This window comes from Paenibacillus sp. FSL H8-0104 (genome assembly GCF_038050215.1).
GTDB lineage: Bacteria > Bacillota > Bacilli > Paenibacillales > Paenibacillaceae > Paenibacillus > Paenibacillus amylolyticus.
This window is the reverse complement of sequence record NZ_JBBOTC010000001.1, coordinates 6,477,371-6,494,243: the sequence shown is the minus strand read 5'-3', so window position 1 is coordinate 6,494,243 and position 16,873 is coordinate 6,477,371. Positions and strand designations below refer to the sequence as shown.

Here is a 16,873-nt window from a genome sequence, read left to right as displayed (position 1 = left end):
TGAAAGAAAGCTGCTTCGGAAGCACGCGCTATCCCCGGATTTTCCCCTTGAAGAAGGGATTCAAAAAAATCTGGGGATAACAGCGATCGGAAGGTTATTCTGTCATCGGAGTGGTAAGTGTAAATATTCTTTAGTTCAACTTATCATTTGCAGCAAGCAACCATATCACCGCATAGGAGTTGAGAACGGATGAGTGAAGCGCAAAATCGCATCATTCTGGACGTGGACACGGGGATTGACGATGCACTGGCGATTTTGCTGGCCGTCAAAAGTCGGAAGTTGGACATTCTCGGCATCACCACAGTCTGTGGGAACGTATCACTCCAGCAGGCAACAGAGAATACATGCAAAATTCTTGAACTCGCGGGTGCACCAACGATCCCGGTCATTGCCGGAGCAGCTGGACCACTCACTCGCAAGTCGCATTATGAACACCGGGTACATGGACAGGATGGATTGGGCGGTGCGCTGCCTGATCCGGCCGTGTCCAAGAAAGCCGAGGAAGGTTTTGCGCCAGACTTTATCGTGGAGCAAGCCAAGTTGTATCCCGGAGAACTGACCCTGATCATGACCGCACCCTTAACTAACCTGGCACTCGCGCTGATGAAGTGTCCTGAATTGCCTTCTTTATTGAAGGAAGTCATCTTCATGGGTGGCGTAGTTCGTGGACATGGCAACATTACACCAACCGCCGAGTACAACACATACGCTGATCCAGAGGCCGCACGCATCGTACTGCACGCAGGCATCGAGAAGCTTACCCAAGTCGGATTGGATGTGACGCGTCAAACATTGCTGAATGAAGCAACGATTGAGCGTCTCACTGATCCTGCGCTGCGCGCGTACGTGGCTCAGAGCACGGAGATTTACATTAACCGTTACGAACAAATGAACGGCGTCCGCGCTTGCGCTTTACATGATCCACTAGCCGTGGGCGTAGCCCTCGCTCCTGAACTGGTAGGACGTAAATCGTATTACGTCGATGTCGAAACCGCCAGCCGCTTGTGCGATGGCCAGATGGTATGTGACTTCCAAAACCGTTTGGGCGAGCAGCCCAACACGCTCGTCTGCGAAACTGTAGACGCAGAAAGCTTCCTTGAACTGTTTATCAACGCGTTAAACGCGTAGTTGCTCTGCCCCAATTAGATATTTATACGATTGCGGAGAGTGCAGAACCGATCTGGAGAAGCGAAGCGTTCCCCTTTATCCCCCGATTTTTACCTATGAAAGTGAATCAATAAATCGGGGGATAACAGGGATCGAAGGACGGTACTGCAATCGGAGTATTCAAGTATCAATCTCGAATTAAATTTACAAGTCAGGAGTATCGCGATGAAGAAATCAGTAATCTACTGGCTATTGCTGCCGGGATTCGTGTTTTTGGCGGCATTTATGATCATTCCGATTGTCCTGACGATCGGGTCGACGTTTTTCCAAGAAAACTCCTTCACGTTTGAAGGATACATGCATTTTTTCAGAGACCCATACTTTTTGAAAATATTGCTTACGACGCTGCAAGTCAGCGTGGTCACTACCATCGTCTGTGTGGTGCTCGGATTCCCGACAGCTTATTATATCTCGCAGAAAGCGCCGCGCCGCAAAGGTATTTTGCTGGCACTGGCGATCTTCCCACTGCTGACGAGCCCGGTCGTGCGTTCGTTTAGCTGGATGATCATTCTTGGACGCAAAGGGTTGATCAATAACACCCTTGTTGGTCTGGGTATCGTGGACAAGCCGCTGGATATTCTGTATACACCAGCAGCGATGATGATTGGTCTGACGCATCTGTTCCTGCCACTGATGATTATCTCTCTGGTGGGCGTGCTGGAGAACATTGACGGTGACCTGCTCAAAGCAGCACAAAGTCTGGGTGCATCGCGCATTACGGCATTCCGCCGGGTCGTGTTCCCGCTGGCTGTGCCAGGACTTGTGATCGGAGCTGTGCTTGTTTTTGTCGGAAGCCTGACGGCGTATACCACACCTGCCCTCCTTGGAGGCAAGCAACGTGTAATTGCTACGTTCCTGTATCAAAACGCCATGACCCTCAACGACTGGTATCTGGCCTCGGTTGTTGCCGCGATTATGATTGTAATTACATTTGTCGTGGTCGGTGTCATGAACAAAATGGCTAAAACTTTAAATCCGAAGGGGTAGACATATGCGGGAGAAACATATCGGGCTGGGCCTGTTCAGTCTGCTGGTCTTTATCTTTCTGCTGGGCCCGCTTCTGATCATATCGGTCACTTCGTTTGAACCGGGAACGGTACTCAAATTTCCGCCGGAAGGGTTCTCCTTCCGCTGGTATGAGAATATTTTCAACACAGGCGGTTTCCTCCGCACATTCCAGACGTCCATCATCATTTCCTTACTGGGAAACTTGTTGGCACTGGTGCTCGGAGTTCCGGCTGCGTATGCACTTAGTCGTTACGATTTCAAAGGCAAGTCCGTGCTGAACGCACTGTTCCTGTCCCCGGTACTGATCCCGGGAATCGTACTTGGTTTTACATTAATGAAATACCTGATCGTAATCTACCATCTGCCGATGTACCTCGGATTGCTGATCGGTCATACGATTATCATGCTTCCATTTATCATTCGGGTTATCGCGTCGAGTCTGTCGAGCTTTGACTTTGCAGTGGAAGAAGCTGCGCTGAGTCTTGGTGCGGGACGGGTAAGAACGTTCTTCACGATCGTGCTTCCTAACATCCGCTCAGGAATTATCGCTGCCGTGCTGATTGCCTTCCTGGAGTCCTTCAACAACGTGGACATCTCGGTGTTCATGACCGGACCAGGGGTAAGCACATTACCGATCCAGATGCTGACGTATGTGGAGAATTATTTTGACCCAACGATTGCAGCGATTTCCGTGCTATTGATGGTACTGACCGGACTCTTAATGTTCGTGATCGAACGGATCATGGGCGGATTTTCATACTTTACTAAACGTTAATTGGAGGCGCAGAACGCTATGGCATTGCTGACATTAGACCACGTATCCGTGGCATACGATAAGCAGACAATCCTGAAGGATTTTCAGTTGGAGCTGGAAAAAGGTAAACTGCTCTCCCTGCTCGGACCGAGCGGTTGCGGCAAAACAACTACGCTGCGCCTCATCGCCGGATTTCTGGAAGCATCACAGGGCAAGTTTATGTTCGGCGGCAAGGATTATACGAAGGTTCCGGCGAACAAGCGGAACTTCGGATTTGTATTTCAGAGTTATGCGTTATTCCCGCATCTGTCTGTCTATGACAACGTGGCCTTTGGCCTGCGGATGCGCAAGGTGAAAGACAAGGATATCTCTTCCCGTGTGATGCGAATCCTGGAAGTCGTTAACCTGAATGGATTTGAGAAACGTTTTCCACAAGAACTGTCCGGTGGACAGCGTCAGCGTGTAGCCATTGCTCGTGCATTGGTCATTGAGCCTGATCTGCTCTTGTTTGACGAACCGCTCAGTAACCTGGATGCCAACCTGCGTCTCAACATGCGGGTGGAGATTCGCCGCATTCAGCAAGAGCTGGGTATTACAACGCTGTATGTCTCTCATGACCAGGAAGAGTGTTTCTCGATCTCGGATCAGGTAGCGATTATGAACAAAGGCGTGGTTGAGCAGCTCGACCGCCCGGAAACCATTTTCAAATATCCGGCAACGGAGTTTGTAGCACGATTCATCGGGTTCCATAATTTCATTGAATTCGCGGAGCGCAGTGATGCAGGTGAAATGATTACACTGACCGCAGGTGGACGCACATTTACAGCAACCGCACATCCTGGAACAGCACGTCCTGGTGCACGCAAAGGTGCGATTCGCCCGGATGATCTGATCGTTAGTGGAGATACTTCTGCGGATGTGGTGAATGCTTTGCCGGGGATTATCAAGGTCAGCACGTATCTGGGACGCAGTTATCAGTATGTGATCGAGACGGAACTCGGTGACTTTACAGCAAATCAGGAGATGGAAACACCATACCTTAGCGGGCAACGTGTTAGCCTGATCTTCCCACAGGACAAGCTTGTATTGGTAGAGTAGTCGTGAATGTAGCGAGTAGCTTTAAGAAATAAGAGCAGTAAAGAAGGCAATTCATGCGATGATTTCCGGACGATGGCAGTGGTGCGCAGTCATGTGCAGTACAGCAGATTAAAGTGCAGGTTCATTGTCCGGTTCGCATCGTGGTGAAATGCTTGTGAAGAAGGAGATTATGCCCCATGCGTGCAGATCAACTGATTGTGAATGTACATGTGTATAACAGTTATTATAAACGGTTTGAAATGAACAACGTCGCTGTATTGGACGGCAGATTCCTATATGTTGGACCCGGTGGACCTGAGATGATTCAGGCAGACGAAGCCATTGATGCGCGGGGAAGATACATGATTCCTGGCTTGATCGATATCCATCTGCATATCGAAAGTACGATGGTGACGCCGGAAACCTTCTCCCATGGTCTGATTGGCTGCGGGGTAACGTCCATTGTCGCAGAACCGCATGAGATGGCGAATGTGTTCGGGCTGGAGGGTGTGCAGGAGATGATGGCTGTGAGTCAGGAGACGACAGTAGATATGTTCTATGCGATCCCGAGTTCCGTTCCGGCAACCCCGATGGAGACAACAGGTGGTTCGATTGAGATTGAAGATATGGACGTGTTGCTCGCGACTGGAGAGATCATCTGTCTGGGCGAGATCATGAACTATGTCGATGTCATCCGTGATCCGGAGTGCAAGACAAACCAGATTTTACAGCATATTCGCAAAAACTATCCCGACCTGGTGATCGAAGGTCATACACCGAAACTGCTTGGACTTGATCTGCATCGACTGATCTACGCTGGCATCGATTCCGACCACACTCATCAGAGCATTGAGGGATTACAGGCGCGGATTGCGGCAGGTATGTTTATTGAAATTCAAGAGAAATCAATGACCCCGGAAGTCATGGAGTACCTGATTCAACATGATGTGGCGCAGCATTTCTGCTTTGTAACGGATGATGTGATGCCGGATTCACTGGTGGAGCGTGGTCATCTGGATCATATCGTACGTAAAGCTATTCAGATGGGGATGCGTCCGGAAGACGCGATTTATGCAGCAACATCAACCCCTGCTTCCCGGATGAAAATGACCGATCGTGGCAGCGTGGCCCCGGGCAAAGTAGCCGATTATGTGTTGTTATCTAACCTGGAGGAGCTCGCTATTGATCAGGTGTACAAAAACGGCCGCAAAGCTTATGACGATTACGAACCGTATAAGCAGGAACGCATAACCGGGCAGTTCCCACCTCATTTCTATAAGAGTGTACAGTTGGAGAAGCTGGGCGTAGCAGATTTTGCAATTCAGTTGTCAGACCCGAAAGTCAATGGATCAGGTGTTGATCTCGCCGGTGAAGGTGAGCACCAGTGCCGTGTCATGATGGTGAAGGATGGTTCTACCTTTGTGGAAGAGCATATTGCACCGGTTCAGTCCTCGGAAGGTGAATTACGCTGGGAAGAAAGCGGATATGCGCAGATCGCGACCTTTGAACGTTATGGTGTGAACGGCAATCGTGCACATGGTCTGATCGGTGGAGACACTATCAAACGCGGTGCTATTGCAACGACATATTCACATGACAATCACAACCTGCTGGTTGTAGGACGTAATCGTGAAGATATGATATTGGCAGCTAACACAGTGATTTCGAGCCAGGGTGGTTTCTGTGTGGTGGAAGACGGCAAGGTGTTGTCCCATCTGGAACTTCCTGTAGGTGGCATTTTGACGGAGGAACCACTTGCAGTGGTATCCCATCAAGTGAAGGAACTGAGAGCAGCGATGTTGTCTCTTGGGTACGTGCATTACAATCCGATCATGTCGATTAGCACGCACTCCCTTGCGGTAAGTCCCGCGCTGAAGATTACGGACTATGGCCTGATTGATGTGAATGCAGGTAAGGTTGTATCGTTAATTGTTTAATCTGAGAAAACACCCCTGCTCACAAGTGTGAGCAGGGGTGTTTCTCAATGTATTAAAAATAATCGTCAGCATGCCTTCAATAAAGTGTGCTGCTCTTCATATCGTATATCGTTTGCTTATGATTATAATAATTTCTCTGGATTCTTTACTTTTATTGAAACAACCTCACCGCAATCTAAACAAACCGTAAATACTCTTTCCGAACCTAGTGCCATTTTCTTGTCCAATGGACGAAGATTGATGAAGTCCGAGGCTTGTACGAAAGACGTGCCTCCGCAATCCGTGCATTTCTTTTCAGAAGTATTCATCGCGTATTCCACCTTTTAGTAATTAGTGTTTAATGTGTTATTAGATAATTGTATTCCATTAAATGGAATGAAGCAATCATCTATATGCCAGCTGAATAATGGGCTAATCCTCCCATGGAATTAATGTATCTCCATAGCATGATGTTTCATGGTTTGGACGAGGCATAGGATTACATATATAGTAGTAAGAAAAGAATGTTTGGATGCAAAAGCAGGAGGATAGACAACCATTATGAATGAAATAAATAATGCTAAAACGATATTTTTCGACGTAGATGATACGTTATATGATCACTTGCAGCCACTTCGTGGCGCGTTGCAGGACGTTCTCGGCCTGCCGGATGAGTTCCCTTATGCTGAGGCCTATCATCGTTTTCGATATTATAGTGACTGGCTGTCTGCACAAGAAGATTTGTCCGCTGTACCAGAGCCGGATGCAGTAGAGCGAATGCGCCGTCGGAGGTTTGAGTTGACGATGGAGGAATTTGGACTACCCCTACAATCGGGACAGGCTGAAAAACTGCAAGCACAGTATCTGAGCAGACAGTTTGAGATTGTACCTTTTGAAGGAGCGTATGAGTTAATCAGAAGGCTTCAGGCAGAAGGGCATATCGTTGGTCTAATCACCAATGGAGAAGGAGAGCATCAGCGCCGCAAGCTTGAAGCACTGGATGTGCTCAGTCTCGTGGACGAGCATCTGATTTTCATCTCCGGTACGACTGGTTATGCGAAGCCGGATCGCAGGTTGTTCGAATATGTGAGTAAACAGTCCGGGACAGATGCCCGTTCCAGCTATTACATCGGCGACTCGTGGCGTAATGATGTGGTAGGTGCAGTGGATGCAGGTTGGACAGTCATCTGGTTCAACCATCGGGAGGCGCTGCCGGAGTCCGATCATCAACCTCATTTTGTAGCATCAAGCTATGAAGAGATCAGTCGTATTCTGACTTTTGAGTTTGTTAAGCAATAAAATTGTACAGGTGGGTTCATGCAGTCCTATCATCTCACGGAGATGAAGGGCTGTTTTTGCGTTATTTGCACTGTGAGAATATTCGCAGTATGTGAGCGTAATTAAAGGTATAAATAAAAAGTGGGATCTGGTGCAAGCAGTACTACAGATCCTCATTAATCAGCCGTGTGGCCAGTGAACTCCACTCTTTATAATGATATAGGATGAAGCTCAGCTTCATGGAATCTTCATGTACAAGACAGGGCAAAATCCTTCCCAAACAGGATATGCGGTGTTATAATTAAAACAAGATTTAGATTAAGTCTAAATTAAAAGAAGCGAATCAAAGCAATCCATTATAAAATTCAAATTCTATTTTTATATTCGAGAGGGGATAAATTCCATGAGCACAATCCAAACTAGAAACAACACTTTTACTAACAACGCCACAGCACTTCAAGAGGTTTTGAACCGTCAGATCGCAGGTTGGTCCGTGTTGTACACGAAACTGCATAACTTCCACTGGTATGTCCAAGGGCCTCATTTCTTCACACTGCATGCCAAATTCGAAGAACTGTACAACTTGGCTACGGCAAATATGGACGAAGTTGCAGAACGTTTGCTTGCTATTGGTGGACGTCCAGTGGCTACGATGGGTGAACAGCTGCGTCTGTCTCCGATTGAAGAGGCACAAGGTCCGTTAACTGCTGAGCGTATGGTAGAGTCGGTAGTTGCTGATCTGCGCACAATGGTGGAAGTGATTCGTCAAGGCATTCACGAAGCAGGAGAAGCGGAAGATAATGCAACAGAAGATATGCTGATTGGATTCACCGCTGCCCTGGATAAAGAGGTCTGGATGTTAACCGCATTTCTGGGCAAATAAGCAAAGTGACCCTTCATCCTGACAACGATATGTAGAGTCCGTGAACAAAGTGTCCGTTCGCTTACAAATCCGGTGCGCTTGCCGTATAATGATGGCATTCAAGATGTACAGAATGGTGGAATGAACGATGCGGTCAGACCTGGAACAATTGCAGGAAGAAGCTGAACGGTTTATATATACATGTTATGAAGAGCTGGGCCATTCGCGTGAAGACGCAGAGGCCCGGCTTGTTGCCGTTATGGGAGAGATCGAAGTAACTGGTACTTATGTGCATACCACAGAGGAATTGGAGCAGGGTTGTAAAATGGCATGGCGGAACAGCAACCGCTGCATCGGGCGTCTGTTTTGGGATAAATTGCGGATCGTGGACGCCCGTCACGCTGATACGGCAGGAACGGCAGCGGAATCTGTGCTGAATCATATCCATGTGGCATCCAACGGTGGCAAAGTAATCCCGATGATTACCATCCTTCCACCGGATGGGCCGAATGGAGCTCCGGTACGTGTCTGGAATCATCAGCTCATTCGTTATGCGGGATATGAGACAGAGCAAGGTATTATTGGAGATCCTGCTTCGGTGGAACTGACCAAGGCGGCGATGTCACTTGGCTGGCAAGGGGCAGGTACCTCATATGATGTATTACCGCTTATTATTCAGGCACAAGGACAAGCTCCGGAGTGGTATGTTGTACCCGAAGAAGAGATTGTGGAAGTGATGATTGAACACCCGGAACGAGCGGAGATTACCGATCTGGGCATGCGTTGGTACGGTGTGCCGATGATTGCCGATATGCGACTGGAGATTGGTGGTATATCCTACCCGGCAGCGCCGTTTAATGGTTGGTATATGGGTACAGAGATCGGCGCCCGTAATCTGGCGGATACGTTCCGGTATAACAAGCTGCCTGCGGTGGCGGAAGCGTTTGGATTGAATACGTCGAGTGAAACGACGCTGTGGAAGGATCGTGCGTTAGTTGAGCTGAATGTGGCTGTGCTGCATTCGTTCAAAAAAGCAGGTGTGAGCATTGTGGATCACCACACGGCGGCAACGCAGTTCGATTTATTTGAACAGCGGGAAGAGAAGGCTGGGCGTGAACTGACCGGAGATTGGGTGTGGCTGATTCCGCCAGTATCCCCGGCGACAACACATATTTTCCACAGCTCCTATCGTAATGAGATCGTGAAGCCGAACTTTTTCCATCAGGATCAGGCGTATACCCTGAAAGATGGCGTGGCATCTGCCGCAGAACTGCGAAGCAGTGAGCAGCAGAATGCACAGGTAGAGAATCACCAGCCGCAGGCCGGAGATGCACCAATGAAATGCCCGTTTGCACACTAAATTGTGCAGACGGGTTATTTTTTGTGATCCTTTTTTATCGAACGAAGAACTACCCCTCTTTCAATCGATATCGACTGCGCATCACAGCCTGAACTACAATGGCAACAGCAATCAGCACCAGATTAAACACAAACACGGAGTACAGCGAGCCAACCTCCGTAAGCAACGCAGCAACCAGTGGAGATACGATGGAGCCGATCTCGGCCGCAGAGACAATTTTGCCTATGACAGAGCTTCGACTCTCGTCTGGGATATGATCGCCAATATGAGCAAAGAACGAATCCATGTAACATGCACCGCCAACCCCGCCAATCAACATGCCAACGTAGACCCATAGATGGGAGGACGTGCTTAGAAATACAACAACTTCGATTCCAATCAGGAACATGCCAAGCATGCAGAGCAGCAGACGATCGCCCATCCGGTCAGAGAGATAACCGACAAAGGGAGCAGCGGCAAGCGTAGAAATCCCTGAGACGGTGAAGGCGAGACTGGTTGCAAACGGGTCCCAATGCATGATGTGAGCTGCATACAGTGCAAAATAGGTGAGGAATACCGCATACGCGCTCATCTCCAGAAAATGTACTGTGCCGTAACCGAGAAGCTGTTGACGTTGTGTGCGCCTTGTAGACAAATCTTGAGTATACTTTGCATCAGAAGGTGATGAAGATAAAGGAGGCGCAGTTGATACAGTAGTATGAGGATGGGAGTCACTTGTGGTGGGTTCTACAACTTCATCCGTGGAGATTAGTGAATGTGTTAAGTTGTCCAGAGGTTCTTGCTTTACGCCAGCTGAAGGCTCTTCCATCAGAGGATCACTTAGCGTATCCCCAGACTCATGATTAGCTCTAGCTTGTGCCGTTGTCTTCATCCCCATCGCAGCGACCACGGCCATCAGACAACATACGGTAACGAGTAAAAAAGGCACCGACAATGGCCAGTGCAGCGCGAGCCAGCCACTTATGACCGGACCGAGCACCATGCCGCCGCCCTCACTACTGCTGATATATCCATTGTACAGGCCGCGGTTGTCTACATTACCCTCATCTCCGATGATGGAACGTACGACCACGGTAAGACCCGTGGAAGCGAGCCCCTGTAGAAGTCGGAGCAGGCCGAATAACACCACAGCAGTAGACAGCGCGAAGCCGCCCATACAGACAGCCAGCAGGATCAGCATCAGGATGAGAGCCTTTTTACCACCTAGTTTTTTATAAATTGCCGCTGCTGGAACGCCACCAATTACTTTCCCCAAATAAAAGAGTGCAAAAATAACCCCCATCATCCAGCCGGACAGGCTGAATTCTTCAATAAACAAAGGAAATAGGGGCAGGATCATGAATCCGCCCATCTGACTTAAGAAACAAATGGTCATCAGCAAAGGCAGGTTACGACGAATATCCAAGAGCCAAGACTCCTCTCACACATAAAATGGAATCCTAAAATCCTTCATTTACTCCATATGGGTACGTATTATCGACATTACCCGTAATGTATGCAGAATTTTTGAAAATAAGAAGAAATGACACGCGGCGTTTACATCAAAACCATTGCGGATATACCTGAATCATATATAATAGATGGGTTATCTATAAGGATGCATGAACGAAAAGTGTACAGACTTAAGAGGTACCTCAAGTATAAGGGGGCGATGTGAAGCATGTCAGAACAACAACCGATTATCCGCTTCGAAGCGGTGACTCAGCAATACGACCAGGATGAAGCCGTATTGAAGGCGGTCAGCTTTGAGATTGAGCGGGGTAAATTTTATACGCTTCTTGGCCCATCGGGCTGCGGGAAAACAACGATATTGCGGCTGATTGCCGGTTTTGCGGAGCCGACACAGGGCAGTATTTATTTTAACGGTGCGCTCATCAACCGAGTGCCTGCCCACCAGCGGCAGGTGAATACCGTATTTCAGGATTATGCGTTATTTCCACATTTGAATGTATTTGAGAACGTAGCCTTTGGTTTGCGGATCAAAAAGATGAAAACGGCTGAAATTCGCAGCAAAGTGTTGGAAGCCCTCAAATTCGTCAATCTATCCGGGTATGAAAACCGGGAAATTGGCGAAATGTCCGGCGGACAACGACAACGTGTCGCGATTGCACGCGCGATTGTGAACGAACCTGAAATTCTGCTACTGGACGAGCCGCTTTCGGCACTTGATCTGAAATTACGGACCGAAATGCAGTACGAGCTGCGGGAGCTGCAACAGCGACTGGGTATTACGTTTATTTTTGTTACACATGATCAGGAAGAGGCCTTGGCGATGTCGGATGAGATCTTTGTCCTGAATGGCGGCGTGATTCAACAGAGCGGTACACCGAATGATATCTATGATGAGCCGATTAACCGCTTTGTAGCAGACTTTATCGGTGAATCGAACATTGTATCGGGCAAAATGAAGCAGGACTTTGTGGTGGAATTCGCTGGCGCACAGCACGAGTGTGTTGATCAGGGTCTCCAGCGGGACGAGCCGGTAGAGATTGTCATTCGCCCAGAGGATCTGGAGATTACAACCGAAGACCAAGGCAAACTCAAGGTTAATGTGGATTCCCAGTTATTCCGCGGGGTGCATTACGAGATATCCACGTACGATGATGCGGGCAATGAGTGGCTTGTTCATTCAACCAAAAAAGCCGTTGTAGGCGCACGGATTGGACTGTATTTTGACCCGGAAGCGGTACACGTCATGCGCTTTAACGAGACCGAAGAAGAGTTCGACAAACGACTCGAAGCCTACCAAGAGGCCGCTCATGCAGACTAAGGCCAGCACACGCAATGCGTATCTGATTCCATATGTATTATGGATGGTGTTGTTTGTTGTGGCGCCGGTTCTGCTGGTCATCTATTATTCGTTCTTCGATGTGGAGGGTAACTTTACGTTTGGCAACTACGCCAGATTCTTCACACCGGTGTACTTGCAGATGACGCTCAGTTCGTTCTGGTATGCATTTCTGATTACGGCGTTCTCGCTACTAATCTCCTACCCGACGGCGTATATGCTGACCCGGACGAAGCACAAGCAGCTATGGTTGCTGCTGATCATTCTGCCAAGCTGGATCAATCTTTTGCTAAAAGCGTACGCCTTCATCGGCCTGTTCGGAACGTACGGTCTGACCAACTCCCTGCTTGAAGTGGTGGGTATTGGTACACAGCAGATTTTGTTCACCGATTTCAGCTTTATTTTTGTCTCGGTGTACATCTTCATTCCATTCATGATTCTGCCGATCTTCAATGCGCTGGAAGAGATGAATCCATCGTTGATCTATGCGGCGCGTGATCTGGGAGCCTCATCGTGGCTGACATTCCGCCGGGTTATCTTTCCGCTTACGATTAGTGGAGTAAAATCAGGCTGTCAGGCTGTATTTATTCCTGCGCTGTCTCTGTTCATGATTACCCGCCTCATTGCAGGGAACCGTGTAATTACGCTGGGAACAGCGATCGAACAGCATTTTCTCGTCACCCAGGACTGGGGGATGGGTTCAACGATTGCCGTCTTTTTGATTATTGCGATGGCGATTATTATGTTCCTGACTGGATCAGGCAAGAAGGAGGTGCGTAATGGGAAGAAACGGAAAGCTGTCTAACGTCTATCTAGCCGTTGTATTCGCCATATTGTACGCACCGATTGCGTATCTGATCTTCTATTCCTTCAATAGTGGCGGCCACATGCGCAGCTTCGAAGGATTCACGCTTGAATGGTACAAAGAGGTGTTCGCTGATACTCGGCTGCTCATCATTGTGCTGAATACATTTATCATTGCGCTCCTGTCATCAGCGATCTCGACGATCCTTGGTGTAGCAGGAGCACTGGCGATCTACCATGTGCGTCGCAAACGGACCAAGAACACGCTACTGTCACTCAATAACGTGCTCATCGTTAGTCCGGATGTCATCATTGGTGCATCGTTCCTGATTCTGTTCACCATGATTGGTATCAAACTGGGCTTCACTTCGGTTCTGCTGTCTCATATTGCATTCAGCGTACCAATTGTCGTGATCATGGTACTGCCGAAGCTGCAGGAGATGAGTCCAACTCTGATGGACGCGGCACGCGATCTGGGTGCTGGTTCATGGCAGATTCTGACGCGTGTGGTGCTGCCATACGTGAAACCAGGTATTTTTGCCGGATTTTTCATGGCATTGACGTATTCGCTCGATGATTTCGCAGTAACATTCTTTGTTACGGGTAATGGGTACTCTACACTCTCGGTAGAGATATACTCCAGAGCAAGGCAGGGCGTTTCGTTGTCCATCAATGCTCTGTCCACCCTATTGTTCCTGCTGACCGTGTTGCTAGTTGTTGGATATTACTTCATTAACCGCCGTGCAACACGGATACCTCCAGGAGGAAAGGGGCTGCGACCATGAAGCAACTGGTACGGACATTTGCGCTTGTTTTTGTGGCCGCGTTTGCTCTAATGATCCTGGCTTCGTATCTGAACAAGAGTCAGGGGTATTCTGGCGGCAACACGCTGACCATCTATAACTGGGGCGATTATATCGACCCCGATCTGCTCAAGGAGTTTGAGGACGAGACAGGCATTAAGGTTATCTATCAGACGTTTGATTCCAATGAAGCGATGCTGACCAAGATTGAGCAGGGGGGGACCACGTTTGATGTGGCAATTCCTTCTGAATATGCGATTAGCAAAATGAAAGAGGAAGACCTACTTGTTCCAATTGATCACAGCAAACTGACTAACCTGAGCAACATCGATCCGCGGTTCTTGGACTTGTCTTTTGATGAAGGCAACAAGTACTCGATCCCTTATTTCTGGGGAACAGTGGGGGTTGTGTTCAATCCCGAACTGGTGGATGGATTGACGTTTGATAGCTGGAACGACCTGTGGGACCCGCGTCTGAAAAACCAAATCCTGCTCCTTGATGGCGCACGTGAAGTCATTGGGATGGGATTGAACAGTCTCGGGTATTCCCTGAACGATACCAACGAAGATCATCTGCAAGAAGCGCTGAAGAAGCTGTCTACACTGACGCCAAACGTCAGAGCAATTGTCGGAGACGAGATCAAAATGTTACTCGCCAATGAGGAAGCAGCAGTTGGACTTGTATGGTCCGGGGATGCGTCCGAGATTATGGATGAGAACGACAAGCTGGATTACATGGTGCCTGAAGAAGGCTCGAACCTCTGGTTCGATAACATGGTTATTCCAAAAACAGCGAGTAATATTGAAGGGGCACACCAGTTTATCAACTTCATGCTGGACCCGGATCATGCCGCTCGCAATGCGGAGTATGTTGGGTATTCCACTCCGAACGCCGAGGCGCTTAAACTGCTGCCAGAGGACATCTCGGAGGATGAACGTTTCTATCCAGACGAGACACTGACAGGTAAGCTGGAGGTCTACGATAATCTGGGTAAAAAAATGCTCTCACATTATAACGACCTATTCCTGGAGTTTAAAATGCACAGCAAATAACCGCCAATAACGTGTGCACAGTTCGTTAGATTTGAAAAAAAAAACAAAAAGGGTTGCTGCTCGTCATTTCATTTGAATGACAAGTAGCACCCCTTTTTTATTACTTACTTCAGAGCAATAGCGCTTGAAGTGCCATATAAGATGAACATTTAAGATCAAACGTTAACGGAGGGGACAGAACAAACGAAGGAAGCGAAGCGGTCGCCTTTATCAACGGATTTTCCCATTGCTAGATGGGATTCAAAAAAATCCGGGGATAACAGCGATCCGAAGTTGTGCTGTCACCGCAGTGGCTTAGTTGATCCTACCTACTCATCTTATATAATTGCCACTACATGCGCTTTTTGCGACCCACCATGATCCATGCCCCACCCATAATCAACACAATTGCCACGAACGGTTGGATAAAGCTCAAGCTGCTCAGCATCGAGCCAATCGACATCACAGCGAAGAACAGCAGCGATATAACTGTTAGAATGTTGATGGGGATCAGCAACCATTTGTTCCGACCACCAAACCAATACAATTCGAACAAACCAACAGCAACAGCCAGGATAAAGCCCGGCCACATCGTACCCCAGTTGTTAAACAGCATAGCGATCTGACAGACGATACCAACCGTGAGCAACAAGCCACCAGGAACCAGTAGTCCAACACCTCTGCCAATCATGGAGAAGTAGAGCCAGTGGAAGAACAGTCCTAGTGGAATCACGAACAACGTGGGCCAGAAAGTCGCAAAGATCGTACCCGGACCGAGTGAACCTCCCTGGTTCAGAATCAGGTACACGCCCAGCAAAATGAGAACAGGCGCAAGGATCGTACGTTTAGCCATAATATCTCTCCTTCTTAATACAAGATCAATTTTCCGAACGGTTGTATGTAGAGCAGTTACTTTGTTATTCACAGCATACCATGAACTGGAAAAGTATATCCTCCGCCTTTGGAGTTAAAATGAACCTAGACCAAAGTCTAGGTTCGAAAGATACTCAGTCGTTTTTTCATGCAAACAATCCGTGCCAAACGGTGGTGAACAAGTTACACAGAAAAATGTGATTTAGGCTTGCATGTTGCAAGAGAGAATTATCATTGCTTTCGTAGCAGATGCTCCCAGTTTGTAGGGAATCCCAAAAGGGATATATCAACTATAGTGTAAGCTTCGATTAATGAGGATAGCTCAGTCACCCAACTATCCCAGATTGTTCTATCCTTTATCAGGTACTTCGCATTGTAGATAGCTCCAAAAAGAAAGGCTTTGTCTAAGCCTAATAATTCATCATTTCGTGTGTATCTTATGGTAACAGGGATTCTATAATTAAAAAGTCTGCTGTAGTGAGCACATCTATTCCTAAAAACAGTTAAGACGTGGAACCAGTTCTCAAGTTCCCTATAACTTATGTTTCGAGAAGGGTAGTATTCTCGATCAATAGATTTTTTGTCAGACGTTTTTAAATTTTTATAGAGTGAGGACATCATAGAAATTGTACTAACTTCAAAGGCCGCCCAGATAGGATATCTATCTTGGTAATTCTCTCTATGATGAGCAATAAGCACTTCTTTGTGCTGTTTTTGAATGCATTTTTGCAAATCCTCCATAAAGCGTTGGTGAAATTGAATTTTAGAAAAATTAGCGGCATTCGTATATCCAAGAGCACCGTACTTGTGGGCGAGCTTGTATGAAATTTGTGATCTTAAGGCAATCTCGATGTACTCGACAATCTTCATAAAGTGATTTCTAAGGGCTGCATCAAACAAATAATGCTTATAGACTTTGTTGAAAGTCGTTCCTTCAATGTAGTTATCCGAAGTATCCTGTTTAAAAGTTAAGGCATATGCAGTAAACCTGTAATAATGAATGCGTTTCAGGATTGTAATCGCTTCTACTTCATTTTCAATTGTCATTTTTCGGTTTCTAAACTTTTCGAGCTGTTCTTCATATGTAGTAGGCGCTTTCATTTCACGTAGCTGAATCTCATCTGGCAAGGAAAATACCCCCATAACGCAAAA

16 protein-coding genes are annotated in these 16,873 nt (G+C 47.6%); 12 read left to right on the top strand and 4 right to left on the bottom strand.

The window, feature by feature from the left end; all coding sequences use genetic code 11:
* Window positions 1-189: 189 nt before the first annotated feature.
* The 5 genes from NST38_RS28520 (at window position 190) to NST38_RS28500 (ending at window position 5,943) form a co-directional block, all read left to right on the top strand.
* Entirely contained in the window at window positions 190-1,128 is a 939-nt protein-coding gene (locus NST38_RS28520; RefSeq protein ID WP_341344241.1) for a nucleoside hydrolase, read from the top strand.
* Window positions 1,129-1,332: 204 nt separating this feature from the next.
* Window positions 1,333-2,154, top strand: coding sequence for an ABC transporter permease (locus NST38_RS28515; RefSeq protein WP_036612869.1), 822 nt, complete (start codon window positions 1,333-1,335; stop codon window positions 2,152-2,154).
* A 4-nt stretch (window positions 2,155-2,158) separates the two neighbouring features.
* Entirely contained in the window at window positions 2,159-2,950 is a 792-nt protein-coding gene (locus NST38_RS28510; protein ID WP_017691790.1) for an ABC transporter permease, read from the top strand.
* 18 nt (window positions 2,951-2,968) lie between these two features.
* Window positions 2,969-4,027 carry an ABC transporter ATP-binding protein gene (locus NST38_RS28505; protein WP_341344240.1) on the top strand — a complete coding sequence of 353 codons (1,059 nt, stop codon included), beginning with the start codon at window positions 2,969-2,971 and terminating at the stop codon, window positions 4,025-4,027.
* Between the two features lie 176 nt (window positions 4,028-4,203).
* Window positions 4,204-5,943 carry an adenine deaminase C-terminal domain-containing protein gene (locus NST38_RS28500; RefSeq protein WP_341344239.1) on the top strand — a complete coding sequence of 580 codons (1,740 nt, stop codon included), beginning with the start codon at window positions 4,204-4,206 and terminating at the stop codon, window positions 5,941-5,943.
* 122 nt (window positions 5,944-6,065) lie between these two features.
* Here the strand turns inward: NST38_RS28500 and NST38_RS28495 are convergent, their stop codons facing one another.
* Complete coding sequence (locus tag NST38_RS28495; protein WP_047840795.1) at window positions 6,066-6,251, bottom strand: hypothetical protein; 186 nt, start codon at window positions 6,249-6,251, stop codon at window positions 6,066-6,068.
* Window positions 6,252-6,483: 232 nt separating this feature from the next.
* On the opposite strand from NST38_RS28495, the gene NST38_RS28490 reads away from it, so the two are divergent.
* The 3 genes from NST38_RS28490 (at window position 6,484) to NST38_RS28480 (ending at window position 9,422) form a co-directional block, all read left to right on the top strand.
* Window positions 6,484-7,221: an HAD family hydrolase gene (locus tag NST38_RS28490; RefSeq protein ID WP_339195964.1), complete on the top strand. Its 738-nt coding sequence runs from the start codon at window positions 6,484-6,486 to the stop codon at window positions 7,219-7,221.
* 382 nt (window positions 7,222-7,603) lie between these two features.
* Window positions 7,604-8,083, top strand: a complete 480-nt coding sequence (locus NST38_RS28485) for a Dps family protein (RefSeq protein WP_341344238.1) — start codon at window positions 7,604-7,606, stop codon at window positions 8,081-8,083.
* 127 nt (window positions 8,084-8,210) lie between these two features.
* The gene (locus NST38_RS28480; RefSeq protein WP_341344237.1) at window positions 8,211-9,422 is read left to right on the top strand and encodes a nitric oxide synthase oxygenase; all 1,212 of its coding nucleotides are present in this window, start codon (window positions 8,211-8,213) and stop codon (window positions 9,420-9,422) included.
* Between the two features lie 49 nt (window positions 9,423-9,471).
* Here the strand turns inward: NST38_RS28480 and NST38_RS28475 are convergent, their stop codons facing one another.
* Complete coding sequence (locus NST38_RS28475) at window positions 9,472-10,827, bottom strand: MFS transporter (RefSeq protein WP_341344236.1); 1,356 nt, start codon at window positions 10,825-10,827, stop codon at window positions 9,472-9,474.
* Window positions 10,828-11,082: 255 nt separating this feature from the next.
* Between NST38_RS28475 and NST38_RS28470 the strand changes: the two genes are divergently transcribed.
* The 4 genes from NST38_RS28470 to NST38_RS28455 are packed head-to-tail and all read left to right on the top strand — an operon-like array spanning window position 11,083 to window position 14,869.
* A complete protein-coding gene (locus NST38_RS28470; protein ID WP_036612848.1) occupies window positions 11,083-12,192 on the top strand; it encodes an ABC transporter ATP-binding protein in 1,110 nt (369 codons plus the stop codon).
* Window positions 12,182-13,015, top strand: a complete 834-nt coding sequence (locus NST38_RS28465; RefSeq protein ID WP_017691799.1) for an ABC transporter permease — start codon at window positions 12,182-12,184, stop codon at window positions 13,013-13,015. The genes NST38_RS28470 and NST38_RS28465 overlap by 11 nt, the downstream gene beginning before the upstream one ends.
* A complete protein-coding gene (locus tag NST38_RS28460) occupies window positions 12,990-13,799 on the top strand; it encodes an ABC transporter permease (RefSeq protein ID WP_036612847.1) in 810 nt (269 codons plus the stop codon). Before NST38_RS28465 ends, NST38_RS28460 begins: the two co-directional genes overlap by 26 nt.
* Window positions 13,796-14,869, top strand: a complete 1,074-nt coding sequence (locus NST38_RS28455; RefSeq protein WP_091036006.1) for an ABC transporter substrate-binding protein — start codon at window positions 13,796-13,798, stop codon at window positions 14,867-14,869. Before NST38_RS28460 ends, NST38_RS28455 begins: the two co-directional genes overlap by 4 nt.
* 331 nt (window positions 14,870-15,200) lie before the next feature.
* On the opposite strand, the gene NST38_RS28450 is transcribed toward NST38_RS28455, so the two are convergent.
* Together NST38_RS28450 and NST38_RS28445 are read right to left on the bottom strand one after the other, a co-directional pair.
* The gene (locus tag NST38_RS28450; protein ID WP_036612842.1) at window positions 15,201-15,701 is read right to left on the bottom strand and encodes a hypothetical protein; all 501 of its coding nucleotides are present in this window, start codon (window positions 15,699-15,701) and stop codon (window positions 15,201-15,203) included.
* A gap of 251 nt (window positions 15,702-15,952) precedes the next feature.
* On the bottom strand, window positions 15,953-16,849 hold the full coding sequence (locus NST38_RS28445; protein ID WP_339195961.1) for an Abi family protein: 897 nt from the start codon (window positions 16,847-16,849) through the stop codon (window positions 15,953-15,955).
* Window positions 16,850-16,873: the final 24 nt, after the last annotated feature.

Coding starts and splice junctions, on each gene's coding strand:
- NST38_RS28465 (WP_017691799.1), top strand. CDS start 12,182: ATGCAGACTAAGGCCAGCACACGCAATGCGTATCTGATTCCATATGTA.
- NST38_RS28450 (WP_036612842.1), bottom strand. CDS start 15,701: ATGGCTAAACGTACGATCCTTGCGCCTGTTCTCATTTTGCTGGGCGTG.
- NST38_RS28510 (WP_017691790.1), top strand. CDS start 2,159: ATGCGGGAGAAACATATCGGGCTGGGCCTGTTCAGTCTGCTGGTCTTT.
- NST38_RS28515 (WP_036612869.1), top strand. CDS start 1,333: ATGAAGAAATCAGTAATCTACTGGCTATTGCTGCCGGGATTCGTGTTT.
- NST38_RS28490 (WP_339195964.1), top strand. CDS start 6,484: ATGAATGAAATAAATAATGCTAAAACGATATTTTTCGACGTAGATGAT.
- NST38_RS28460 (WP_036612847.1), top strand. CDS start 12,990: ATGGGAAGAAACGGAAAGCTGTCTAACGTCTATCTAGCCGTTGTATTC.
- NST38_RS28500 (WP_341344239.1), top strand. CDS start 4,204: ATGCGTGCAGATCAACTGATTGTGAATGTACATGTGTATAACAGTTAT.
- NST38_RS28480 (WP_341344237.1), top strand. CDS start 8,211: ATGCGGTCAGACCTGGAACAATTGCAGGAAGAAGCTGAACGGTTTATA.
- NST38_RS28485 (WP_341344238.1), top strand. CDS start 7,604: ATGAGCACAATCCAAACTAGAAACAACACTTTTACTAACAACGCCACA.
- NST38_RS28455 (WP_091036006.1), top strand. CDS start 13,796: ATGAAGCAACTGGTACGGACATTTGCGCTTGTTTTTGTGGCCGCGTTT.
- NST38_RS28495 (WP_047840795.1), bottom strand. CDS start 6,251: ATGAATACTTCTGAAAAGAAATGCACGGATTGCGGAGGCACGTCTTTC.
- NST38_RS28505 (WP_341344240.1), top strand. CDS start 2,969: ATGGCATTGCTGACATTAGACCACGTATCCGTGGCATACGATAAGCAG.
- NST38_RS28520 (WP_341344241.1), top strand. CDS start 190: ATGAGTGAAGCGCAAAATCGCATCATTCTGGACGTGGACACGGGGATT.
- NST38_RS28470 (WP_036612848.1), top strand. CDS start 11,083: ATGTCAGAACAACAACCGATTATCCGCTTCGAAGCGGTGACTCAGCAA.